Here is a 12,402-nt window from a genome sequence, read left to right on the forward strand (position 1 = left end):
TGCACATGGCACCGTGCCCAGTGTTGGTAGCGAAACACGATCCATGTGTCGTCAGGTCTGGTTCTGCGGACAGGTACTGACCTCATCGACCGGCCGCCGACGCGTACCCGGCGCCTGGTAGCCATAGCCGAAACGCAGAACGACCTGCGGGTAGGCGCCATCGCCGAGCAGAGAACGCAACGAGGCCCGGCTGGATGGCAGTTCCACGGCCGCCGACAGGAACGACGCACTCACCTCACACACCGTCGCCGCCAGCAGAACCCGCTGCATCGCCTGACCAGCCAGAAGATGATCATACGAAGTGTCCCCATGCGTCACCAGCACACCCAGCAACGGCTCCTGCTCGTACTCCCGCGGCGCCTTCTGGCTGTTCGAGCCATACTCCCGCAGAAGAACCAAAGGCTCAGTCACCGGCGGAGGCCCACTCGCCAGCGGCGGAACACCGTCCAGCCGCGCAGGATCACCAGCCACCCACTGAACCAGCTCGTCCTGAAAGTCCGTGTCCTGGCGCTGTGAGAACTCCGCCAACCGCAACAACGTTGCCACAGCGGAATACCGAGCCGGTTGATCAAGCAATATCAACCGGCCACGCTCACGCAACGCCGCCTGACGCAGCGTCTTCTGTACCGAACCAGGCACACGCTCCTCACGAAACGGCCCACGATTCGTACGCCGACGCGGGATCGCCTGGCACAACACCAACTCATCAGAAGCGACAGCCAGATGACCACCGATCCTCACTCGTGCCAGCAACGCAGGCCGATCCCGGTCCGGCAGCAGCTCGACCCGCACCGGCACACCCCGGGACCGCAACGACATCCGCAGGTTGAACAGCGCCGCACCACACGACATACGCGCCTCACGCCCGTCCGGATCCGCGATCGCCAGAATGCGTGACTCATCAAGGAACAACTCCACAGTGTCCTCCGCGACCTCAAATCGCCACGGCTGGGTGTTATGCGGTGACGGCGCGAGAATCGCCGCCTCCAGTGCGGTCTTGATCTGTGGACTGGTCATGAGGTCACTCCCCCTTCGATTCGGGCCATAGCGGCCTCGGCCTGCTTGGCGAGTTCGAGTTCCTCCCGATCGGTGATCATGAACACGCGCGGCAACGCACCCCACGGGCTCACCACCCGGTCACCGTGTGCCGCCATCAACCGGTTGACCACCCGGACGCCCAGAACCCCCAGCCCACCCGCGATTTCAGCAACCAGGTCAGGGTTATGCACCGCCACGCCACCGGTGAACACCACCGCGTCCAGACGGTCCAACGACGCGGCCAACGCACCGATTTCCCTGCGTAGCCGATGAACGTAGACCTCGACAGCCAACGCAGCGTCCCGCTCACCGCGGGCACGCGCCGCCAGCACATCACGCAGGTCGCCGCTGGTCCCGCTCATCCCAGCCAGCCCGGAATGGTGGTAGAGCACGTCGCTCAACTCCTCGACGCGCACGATCTTCTGCTCCAGCAGGTGCACGAGCAGTCCCGGATCGACTGAGCCGGACCGGGTGGCCATCACAGGACCTTCCAGCGGCGTGAAACCCATGCTGGTGTCGACGCTGTGACCGTCACGGATCGCGGTCACCGAGACACCAGCTCCCATGTGGACACACAGAACCTGTGTCGCGGCTGGATCGTTGTGTATCAGCTCGGTGACCCGCCGCGTCGCATACTGGCAGGACAGACCATGAAATCCGTACCTGCGCAGACCGTTATGCACGGTCAGGTCACGAGGCAGGCCGTAAACCCTCGCGGCTTCTGGGATGGACGCGTGGAACGACGTGTCGAAGCATGCCACCACAGGTGCCGGCCCCAGCATGGCCAACTTGGCAGCCATCAACGACCGGGGCTGGTGCAGCGGCGCCAGCGCAACCAGGTTCGCGAGCTCGGCCAAGATCTCCTCGTCCAGCACGACAGGCGTCCGGCGGTCACCGCCATGCACAAACCGCACAGCCACGACGTCAACATCCGGCCATTCCGATTGCCGCAACGGCTCAGACGTCACACCATCCCACCGGTCGGCCACGGCACGGTCGATCTCCCCGCCGTTCTCGACCAGCGACACCTTGATGCTGGACGAACCCGGATTCACCGTCATTACCCGCATAGGACAACACTGGCGCAATCCGGGTCGGCCGGATCAGTGGCCATCGGCACGTGACACAGGGCCGAAAGACCCCTTCGGCGATGGCCGAGTTCCCGGCACAGGAAACGGGGGCACCGGAAACCCCGGTGCCCCCGCTGGTGTTCGTCAGTTACCTGCTCCGACGAGTACCTTCTGCTCGGCAGTCTCCTCCTCGGTCTGTGTCCCGCGCGAGTGGCCCCGGCGCCAGAACGCCTTGCGGATCATCTCCTTCAGCTTGACCGTATAGTCCGCGTTGGCTTTTTTGGCGTCTTCCTCGGTTTCGATGCCTTTGTCGCCGACGTTCTTGTACGGAACCGAGTACGACACCTTCGCGTTCGACATCTTCGAGACCGGGCCGTCCTTGCATCTCCTGCACGGCTCCCGCTCGCTGTACAGCGCCTCGACCTGCAACGGGTGCTGGCCCTTCGCCGCGAGCTGGTCGAGGATGTGCTGCTCGGAGTGGTAGTCCTGGTTCCCGTTGGCCCCGCTGAGGCCGATGACGTAGTTGGGGAACTTCCCGTTGTCGTTGACCCAGCCCTCGACGTAGGCCACCGCGATATTCCGACCGTTGTCGTGGTACCCCGAATGAATCCTCGCATCGACCGCGATCGCGGACAGTGGATCGCTGTCGTATTCGATCGGTCCGCACGAGAAGATGATCTCCTGGACGGCCGCGGCCCGGCCACCGGAGATCTCACACCACTCCGCGGCCTTCTTGAACCACGACTTGGCCTTGCCGACGATCTTCTTGAAGAACTTCGACTTGTCCAGCCACTTGCCGATGTTGGCGATGACCTTCACCACCGCGGCGGTCAGCCTGGGCAGCTTGAGGAAGATCGCGGCGAACGACAGGACGTTGAACACCGTCCACAGACAGGCTTCGATGTTGCCTTCGCTGAAGCACTTCTGCGCGTCGTTCCAGCCGATCACCTCGAGGATGACGTCGGCGCCGATCTCGAGGAGGAACGACGTCACGCTGCCACCGTTGGCGGCCTCCTGCGCGGCCTGCTGGTACTCCGCGAGCTCCTCCCGGCCGAGCTCGGTCTTCTGCAGCACGGTGATCTCTTCGACGGTCAGAGGTTCCAGACCGGCGGCCGTCTGCTGGGCTATCAGCTTGCGGGCTTCGTCCTGCGCCTTGCGCTCCGCGTCCTCGGCGCGGTCGGCTGCCTGCTGGGCCTCTGTGGCGTGTTCCCTTGCGCGGGCCGCTGCCTCGGCAGCGCTGCGAGCATGGGCCTCGGCCCGTTCGGCCGCCGCCTCGGCTTCCCTGGCCGAGTTTTCCGCATTGGTGGCGGCCTCATTGGCCAGGCGTGCGTCGTTTTCGGCACGAGTCGCGGCGTCCCGTGCCGCGGCAGCTTCCCGCTCCGCCTGAGCCGCGCTACGGCCTGCGATGGCCGCGTTGGCGTTGGCTTCGTTGGCAGCGTTGCGTGCTGCCAACGCGTCGGCACGTGCCTGAGAGTCGTACTGGTTGGCCCGTTCCCCTGCCGCACGTGCCGCTGCACCGTCGACTGCCGCGTTGGCTGCGTATTGCTGCGCGTCGGCTGCGAACTTCGCTGCTTCTGATGAGGACTTAGCCGCTCGGGCAGCCGCTTCGAAGGCAGGCTTGACCTCCTCTCTCGCGTCGCGAGCCGCGTCCGCGGCACGAATAGCCGCAGCGGCTGCTTCCGTGGCGCGCAGACGAGCCGCGGCGGCCTGCTCCGCACCGACCGCGCGGGCCTGGTTGGCCACCAGGATCACGAAGTCGGCATCGAGGTCCGAACCCACGAACGGTGCGACCACCGTGATCGCGGTGTTCGCCGGCTCCCTGATCGCCGCGGAGGACGAGCTCGCCGCCGTTGACGCCCGCAGAGCCATGTTCGCTTGTGTGGCAGCGGAAACCGACTCGTTGAACGCGGCATCCGCTTCAGCACGAGTCCGTTCGGCCGCACGCAGCGACTGCACGGCTTCCCGTGCTGCCTGCTCAGCGAGCGCGACGGCGGACCGAGCGGCTTCGGCCGCCTTGGTCTCGTTCTCGGTGGCTTCCGTCGCCTTCACGTTGGCCTGCGTCGCATGCTTGTGCGTCTCCGCCGCACTCGCCTCAGCCTGAGTCGCCGCGTGGTTGGCCGCCTGGGCAGCGGCCTGTGCTTGCTGAGCGGCCGCGCGTGCCCGTGCCGCCGCACGAGTCGCCTCGCCGGCCGCTTCCCGGGCCACCACTGCCGCACCGGTTGCCTGGTTGGCCGCGTTACGAGCATTGGTAGCCGCGGTGCGAGCGTTGGTGGCTTCGGTGCGCGCCTGGTCTGCTGCCTTGCGGGCGTCCTGCTCCGCACTGGTTCCCCGTGCTGCTGCCTCAGCGGCCGTCAGGGCCTCTGCTTTGGCTTGCGCGGTTTGCAGCCCTTTCTCTGCGGCGTAGGCACGATCGCGAGCTTCACGCGCGAGGCCTTCTTCTTTCTGTGCGCGGCCATCCGCGTCACGCGCGAGCCCTTCCTGCTCATTGGCCCGACCGTTCGCGGCCGCCGCGATACTGGCCTGACGCTGAGCCTCGCCACGCGCGTTCCGTGCCTCATTGGCTGCGGCGTCCGCACGCGCGCGGGCATTCGCCGCGTTCGTACGTTCCGCATCGGCAACCCGGCGCGCGGCCTTTGCCTTATCACGCTCGTCCACTGCGGTCTGCTTGTGCGCACGAGTCCGTTCCGCCGCAAGCCTTGCGGCTTCGGCAGCGGATTCCGCGTCGACACGTGCCTGGCGGGCACGGTCCGCAGCGGTCTTCGCCGCATCCGCCTGCACGCGTGCGGCTTCCGCGACAGCTGCGGCCGCAAGGGCGTGCTCCTTCGCGTGCTCGTGCCACTTGCGTGCCTGCTCGGCGTGCCGCTCAGCCTTCTCCTGCGCGTTGCGGGCCTGGTCCGTGGCCTGCGTCGCGTCGATGGAGTGCTGCGCGGTCTCCGTAGCGAGAATTACGGCACGTGCGGCAGCGCTCACACCACGCGCCATGTCGGCCCACTGCGTGCCATACGTAAAGCCGGTCTCGACAAGGACGTTCGCCTCGACAGTCGCTGTCGCAGCCGCCGACTCGGCGTCGGTAGCCGCGTTGCGCGCGTTGGTCAACTGACGAGCGACCTCGGCCTTGACCTGGTTGAACGAGTCCGGCGGGTGCTGGCCGCTGGCGTTGTTGGCCGCCAGGATCTGCTCGGCCTTACGGGACTCGTTGGCCGCCAGAATCATCGCGTTCGCACTGCGCTGCAACGCACGGACGCTGTTTCCGTGCGCCACAACGAGGTTGCGACGGGCCGTCATCGCACGCGCGGCGCGCCTGGCGACCTCGCTCAACTCTTCGGCAGCACGCTCCGCGGCCTCCTGGTCGCGCAGTTGCTTCTCGCGTGCCTCAGCATCCTTCCGCGCCGCTTCCAGGTAGCCGGTGCGGAGAAACTCCGCGATCGCCGCGTCACCGGCGTTCAACGCGTTCTGCGCTGCCTGCTTCACGTTCGGCCCTGCCGAGCCGACCAGCGCGGTCACCCTGGCCCGCAGCTGGTCCGCCCGCGCCTGATTGCCCTCGGCGACCTGCTGGTCCCGGACACGCGCGACGTCTTTGCCATACGCCAGGAAGTCGGCCCGGTCGCCGTCGGTGCCGGCCAGTACCCGCTGGACCTCCGCGTTGAAGATCGGCCCACCGGTGCCCGCCATGGCCTGGATGGCGATCCGGTTCTGCCGCGCGGTCTCGGCCTTGCGGGCCGCGGCCCTGGCTTTGGCCTGGTCCAGGCCGGTCTCCAGGAACTTGCGCAGCGCCTGCACGGTGCCCTCGTCCAGCGCCGCCTTCGCCGCGTCCCGGACTTCGGGATCCTCGGCCAGTTCGGCGTTGTCGAACACGACCTGCCTGGTGACCTTGTCGCCGACCAGATCGGGGACACCCGCGTCGCCGTCCCATGGCTTGTACGGGTTCTCCGGCATCGGTCGGGCCGGAGTTGATGGTGGTGGCGCCGGTGGCGGATCGTTCGCCGCCGCGGCCGCCGGGTCGATCAGCGCGGCGAACACCACGAAACTCAGGAACAGCAAGAAGGTTCTCAGTCTTACTTTCACTTGCCTCACACCCCAGTCGTCAACGAAATCACCGGCTGACCGCGTACGCCCACGCACCCTTTTCCGGGGTGTGGTCGATGTTTCCGTGCTGGAACTCGCTGCGGCGCATGCCCGGCTGGCCCGGCACGTCCTTCTCGTCGGAGATCGGGTAGCCCAGCCAGCTTCGTTCGTAGCCCATGCTCACCCAGAGTCCCTTGATGGCGCCGTAGATCAGGCGCGCATCGGTTGCCGGGCTCCAGTAGATGGATACGCCGTTCTCCACATGGGTCGCACGACCCTTGCCATCCGGCAGGAACAACGTGTCCGTGGTCGGCTGGATCCACCTGCCGAAGCTGGCGGAGTACTTGGGCAGCAACGGGTCCAGGACGTTGTAGACGGTGTTCGTGCGCACCGAGGAGTACGCGGCCCCGTTGGTGAACCGCCGGTAACGGGATGGGGTCGTGGTGCCGGTCTGGATCTCCTCGGGGCCGGTCGGCTCGCCGAGCAGGTTACGCCACCAGTCCTCGTTGTAGTACTTGAACATGATCGGTGTGGTGGACAGCGGCTGTGGATCGGTCACCTTCCAGCTGGCGTCGGTCTGGAAGTTGCCGGTGGTGTCGAAGTTGTTCTGGTCGCTGCGGCCGTTGGCCGCCCACAGCTCGCTCCAGAACTGCCGCAGATACCGGCCCGGGTTGGCCTTGGACTCCAGGCTGACGTTCGTCGCACTGCCGTCGAGGCCCGGCTTCGCACACCACGTGGCGGCTGCCTTGTATGCGTCGGAGCCGTCGTTGCCGACCAGCTGAACCCGCAGGTTCGCCGCGACCCGCAGGTAGTTGCCGATCTTGACCGACGACTCGAGCGAGAAGCAGGCCGGGTCAGCCAGACCCGGGACGATCTTCCAGGTGGCGTCCCGCATCGGCGCCGCCGGCTGCTCCGGTACGAACGGGCCCACGCTCGTCCAAGCGTCGCCGCCGGTGCTGTAGACGTACTTGCCCCTGGTGTTGTGAGTGAGGCCGTTCAGGGCCTGCTCCAACGGGACGTACTGGCCCGTGGACAGGAAAGCCTTGACCTGTTCCCAGGTCCCGTTCGCCGCCACAGCCGCGGCGGCCGCGGCCAGCCGTGGACTCAACCTGCTCGCCTCGGCCTTGGTCTTGATGTCCCGCACCAGCTGGCGGTCGGCTTCCTCGCGCTCACGCAGAATCCGGGCGTCATCGCGGGCTCGTGCCTGCGCCACACCGGTCTTGATGAACGTGGCCCAGTCCGCGGCCGTGCCGGCCAGCGCGGCGACGGCCGCGTTCTTGATCTCCAGGTGCGCACGGTCGGCCAGCTCAGGAGTCTTGAGCAGTTCACGGATGAAGTTGTCGTCGGTGAGGGTCAGCCATTCCTGCTTGGCGACAAGGGGAATCCGGTGGCACGCGTCCTTCTTGGCCGCGATGGCCTCGGCCAGCCTGCCCGCCTCCTCGCCCTTCTGGCGTTCCCGTTCGATGTAGTCGTCCTGGTCCTGGGCATGCAGCAGCCGCAGCTTGTTCTCGATGAAGTCCTTCCACGCCGCGGCGTCCGCGCCCCACGCCTCCAGCGCGCCCGCCTTCACCTTCGTGCCCGACGGTGCCCGTTGGTAGACCCGGTACACGAAGTTCTGGTCGGTCCCGCCCAGCATGTCGTCGTCGACCGGGATCTCCGCGTCGATCGCGACTTCCCGGCGCAACCGGACAGTCTCGGCCCACGCGTCGCGGCGGCGCTGGCGCTCGACCCGGTCGCGCTGCGCGAAGTCGAAAATGCTGGTACGAATGAAGACAGTCGCGTCCGGCGCCGCAGGCGTGTCCACCATGATCCGGTAGACGCGATACGACTCCGCGCGCGTCAACGGGAAGTCGGTCTGGTTGATCCGGTCGAAAACCTTGAAAACGAAATCCCTGTCGTTGGCGTTACGCCACTCTGCCGTCGCCTCGCCGACCTCGATCTCGTTGACCGCCTTGACCTTCTCGATCTCGGTCGCGGCCGGGATCTCCGTCGCCGCCGGCGCGGCGACCGCGGTCACGGGACTGACGAGTCCACAGAGGATGGAGGCGGCCGTCAGCACGGCCATTGTTCTTCGCATGGGTCCCCTCGCAGGAAAAGGAGGCGCCTCACCGGTTTCACGGCGAGGCGCCCCGTTGCTCAGCGGCGGTAGTCCCGGGTCACACCGGTGCTGAGGTCGTGATCGATGTTGCCGTACTGGAACATGCTGCGGCGCAGGTTGGGCTGCCCGACCGCCGTCAACTCGTCGGTGATCGGATAGCCGAGGTAACCCTGCTCCCAGCCCCGTTCCGACCACCGTTGGCGGATCGCTCCGTACACCAGGTGCGCTCCGGTCCCCGGGCTCCAGTAGATCGACTTGCCGTTCTCGAAGTGGTTGAACCGGCCCACCCCGTCCGGTGTCGCGGACGTCTCGCTCTCCGGCAGGTTCTTCTCCACCGAGTACCCGCCCACGCTCATCCACTTGTCGATGATCGGCGGCGCGACGAAGTGCGGATCGCGGATGCCCGGCCCCCAGAAGGCGAGCCCGCCCTGGAACTGCAGCATGCGCTGGCCGTACTGGAGGATCGTCTCGGCGCCGACCGGCAGTCCGAGCGCGTTACGCCACCCGTCGTTGTTGAGGTACTTGAACATGATCTGTGTGGTGATCCTCGGGTTCGGTTCGACCACCTTCCAGCTCGCGTCAGTGGCGAAGTTGCCCGTGGTGTCGAAGTTGTTCTGGCTGCTCTGGCCGTTGGCCGCCCACAGCTCGCCCCAGTACTGCCGCAGGAACCGGCCGGGCGACGACTTCGACTCGAGTGTCACGTGATCGCTGCCGCCGGACTTGGGCGCCAGAGCACACCAGGTCGCGGTGCGCTTGAACTGGTCACTGCCGTCAGCGGCCGCCAGCTGGACCCGCAACGTACTGCTGACACGCAGGTAGCTGCCGGCCAGTTGGCTGGACTCCAGTGAGAAGCAGTTCGGGTCGGCCAGACCTGGCACCATCCGCCACGTCGCCCAGCCCAGCGGCGGGGCGACCGGGCTCCCCGGAACTGTGCCGCCGGTGGCCCATGCGTCGCCGCCCGTGCTGCGCACGTACCAGCCCCGCGTGTTCACTGTGACACCTTCCAAGGACTGCTCCAGCGGCATGTACTGCCCCCTGGCCAGGAAGTCCTTCACCTCTTCCCATGTCCCGTTCGCCGCCACCGCGGCCGCGGCCGCAGCCAGCCGCGGCCGCAACCTGCTCGCCTCCGCCTTGGCCTTGATGTCCCGCACCAGCCGACGGTCGGCTTCCTCGCGCTCACGCAGGATTCTGGCGTCGTCCCGGGCACGAGCCTCGGCCACACCCGTGTCGATGAACCGTTTCCAGTCGTCCCGGCTCGAACTGGCCAGCGCCGCCACTGCGGCGGCGCGGATCTCCTGGTGGACGGGGTCCGCCAGCTCCGCAGTACGCAACAGCTCACGGATGAAGTTGTCGTCGGTCAGCTCCAGCCAGGCAGGCAGGATCGTGAGCGGAATCTTCGCGCCCGCGTTCTTGCGGGCATAGTCGGACGCGAGCTTTCGCCCCCGTTCCTGGTCCTGCTCCGCCGCGTCGTCGATCGCGTCCTGCTGATCCTGGGAATGCAGGGCGTAGATCCTGGTGCTGATGAACGCCTTCCATTCGGGGGCCTCGCCACCCCATGCCTCCAGCGCGCCGGCCTTGACCTTTGAGCCGGCCTTGGCACGCTGGAAGACCCGGTACACGAAGTTCTGGTCGGTTCCGCCCAGCATGTCGTCGTCGACCGGGATCTCCGCCCACTGCGCGGCTTCCCGCCGGGCCTGTACGGCCCGGTTGCGTTCCTCGTTACGCCGCTGGCGTTCCACGCGGTCGCGCTGGGCGAAATCGAAGATGCCAGTGCGGATGAACGAGGTCGCGTCCGGCGCGGCGGGCGTGTCCACCATGATCCGGTAGACCCGATAGGACTCCTCACGGGTGAACGGGAAGTTCTCCGCGTTGACCCGGTCGTAGACCTTGAACACGAAATCCATGTCGTTGGCGTTGCGCCACTCCGGTGTCGCCTCGCCGACTTCGATCTCGTTGACCGCCTTGACCTTCTCCAGTTCCGTCGCGGCGGGCATGTCGGCCGCCGCCACCGGGTCCGCCTGCGCGGACACCGGGGTGGCGACCAAACCACATAACAGAGCCACAGTCACGGCCGTGGCGCGCCATCTTCGCTCAGGACGCATTACGCCACACCCTGACCTCGTGCGTGGTGGCGTCCCACGTGATGCTGTAGCCGTTCTGGAAGTCGCTGCGCGCGCCATACGACGTGGCGTACTCGTCGCTGATCGGGTATCCCAGCGGGGAGCTCACGCCGCCCAGGCTTTCCCACTTTGCCCGGATGGCGCCCATGACCAGCTTCGCACCGGACGCCGGCGACCAGTAGACCGCGATGTAGCTGCCGAGCGAGACGTGCTCGTGGTTCGTCCTCGAAGTCTGGTGCTCGATCGGCAAGTACCCCTGCTTGTGCAGGTTCAGCGCACTGTAGCGCTGCAACACCTGGCCAGTAAGGAACTTCGAGCCCGTGCTCTCGCTCCAGTACACCCGGCCGCGGTCGAAGTCGCGGTACCGCACTCCGTTGTCGTAAACCTCAGCGGCCTTGGGGTTCCCGGCCAGCGACCGCAACTGGTCGTCGTTGAACCAGCCGAGCATCAGCGGCGTGCTGATCTGCGGGTTGGGATCGACGGTCGTCCACGTCGAGTCCTCCTGGTACAGCCGGTCGGTGTCGAACCAGTTCGGGCCGCCGGCCTGGGCCACCCAGAGCTGCGCGTCGACGTGCCTGATGAACCGGCCGGGCTGGGCCTTGGACTCCAGCCGCACACCGCCCGCCACCAGCCTCGGGCACCAGGTGGCGTCCAGTTTGAACTGGTCGGTGCCGTCGTTGCCGTGCAGCTTCACGCGCAGGTCCTGCTGGCGCAGGTAGCTTCCGGCGTAGTCGGTCGACTCGAACGAGTAACAGGTCGAGTCCGCGAGTCCATTCGCGACCTTCCACGTCGCTCCGGTCAACGGGCCACCGGTGCCGGTTCCCGCGTTGCCCGGCGTGATCCAGGCGTCGCCACCCGCGCTGTCGATGTACCAGCCACGCACACCCGGCGTCGTGGTGCCGAGAGACTGGGTCAGGTACTGGTACTGGCCTTCGCGCAGGAACTTCACCACATCGGCGTGCGAACCGGCCAGTGCGGTGTTCGCTGCGGCGACCAGGCGCGGCAGCAGGCCGCTGTTCTCCGCCTTGGCCTTGACCTCCCGGACGACGCGCCGGTCGGCCTCGTCCTCCAGCCGGTCCTGGCGTGCGTTGTCCCGTGCTTTCGCCTCGTGGATGCCGCGTTCGATGAACGTCTTCCACGCCAAGGGATCCGTGCTGCGCGCGGCGAGATCGGCGGCGTCCTTGACCTCGATGTTCTTGGGCAGCGCCAGTTCCGGCACCAGCAGCAGCTCCCGGATGAACACGTCGTCGGCGACGTCGTTCCAGATCGGCTTGTACGCCGCGGGGATGGCCGCCAGGGCTTTCATCCGGACCGAGGCGATCTGCTTCTTGCGCGCCTTCTCGGCGTCCTCCTGCTCGAGGCGCCTGATCGCGTCCAGGTCGTCCTCGTCGGCGATCGTGTGGATCGCGACCTCGACGAAGTTCTTCCACGCGACCGCGTCACCCCGGTACGCGGTGGCGGCGGCGGATTTCACCTTCGGGTAGTCGGCCGGTACACGGCTGAAGATCTGGAAGACGAAGTTCTTGTCCGTGGCGTCGAGCATCAGCGGGTCGGCCTGCACACGGACCCGGCCGGTGGCGCTGAGACGTGTCTCCAGGAGGTGCTCACGTTCCCGGTCGCGGATGATCTTCTCGGCGCGGTCACGGGCGGCGAACTCGAAGATGCCGGTGCGGATGAACGCGGTCGCGTCGGTCGCGGTGAGCCCGTACACGCGGGCCGCTTCGGCTTTGGTGAGCGGGAACTTGGTCGCGCTGACGGTCTCGTAGACCTTGAAGACGAAGTTGCGGTCGGACAGCCTGACCCAGTCGTCAGTGGCTTCGCCGACCTCGATCTCGTTGACCGCGTTGACTTTCTCCCGCGGTGTGGCCTCGGGTAACGCCACGGCCCGCGGTTCGGCCTGCACATTCGGAATCGCGGGTGGTGTCGCCGCGTGCGCGGCGATGGGCGTCAGCAGGCCGAAAACGGCGACGGCCATCGCAAGTGTTCTTCGCATGCCCCAGTAACCTCTTTT

6 protein-coding genes are annotated in these 12,402 nt (G+C 66.9%); all 6 read right to left on the reverse strand.

Annotated elements, in window-relative coordinates; genetic code table 11:
- Positions 1–51: 51 nt before the first annotated feature.
- The 6 genes from JOF56_RS42210 to JOF56_RS42240 all read right to left on the reverse strand — a co-directional run bounded on the left by JOF56_RS42210 (position 52) and on the right by JOF56_RS42240 (position 12,384).
- Entirely contained in the window at positions 52–1,017 is a 966-nt protein-coding gene (locus tag JOF56_RS42210; RefSeq protein WP_209645192.1) for an Acg family FMN-binding oxidoreductase, read from the reverse strand.
- Positions 1,014–2,108 (reverse strand): acetate/propionate family kinase, encoded by a 1,095-nt coding sequence (locus tag JOF56_RS42215; RefSeq protein WP_209645193.1) that lies wholly within the window; start codon positions 2,106–2,108, stop codon positions 1,014–1,016. The genes JOF56_RS42210 and JOF56_RS42215 overlap by 4 nt, the downstream gene beginning before the upstream one ends.
- A 144-nt stretch (positions 2,109–2,252) precedes the next feature.
- Positions 2,253–6,173: a nucleic acid/nucleotide deaminase domain-containing protein gene (locus JOF56_RS42220; protein WP_307855499.1), complete on the reverse strand. Its 3,921-nt coding sequence runs from the start codon at positions 6,171–6,173 to the stop codon at positions 2,253–2,255.
- A gap of 28 nt (positions 6,174–6,201) precedes the next feature.
- Positions 6,202–8,250, reverse strand: a complete 2,049-nt coding sequence (locus JOF56_RS42225) for an AbfB domain-containing protein (RefSeq protein ID WP_209645194.1) — start codon at positions 8,248–8,250, stop codon at positions 6,202–6,204.
- Between the two features lie 59 nt (positions 8,251–8,309).
- Positions 8,310–10,373: an AbfB domain-containing protein gene (locus JOF56_RS58650; RefSeq protein WP_245378603.1), complete on the reverse strand. Its 2,064-nt coding sequence runs from the start codon at positions 10,371–10,373 to the stop codon at positions 8,310–8,312.
- On the reverse strand, positions 10,363–12,384 hold the full coding sequence (locus JOF56_RS42240; protein WP_209645195.1) for an AbfB domain-containing protein: 2,022 nt from the start codon (positions 12,382–12,384) through the stop codon (positions 10,363–10,365). Before JOF56_RS42240 ends, JOF56_RS58650 begins: the two co-directional genes overlap by 11 nt.
- Positions 12,385–12,402 lie beyond the last annotated feature (18 nt).

It is taken from the genome of Kibdelosporangium banguiense (assembly GCF_017876405.1).
Classification (GTDB): Bacteria; Actinomycetota; Actinomycetes; order Mycobacteriales; family Pseudonocardiaceae; genus Kibdelosporangium; species Kibdelosporangium banguiense.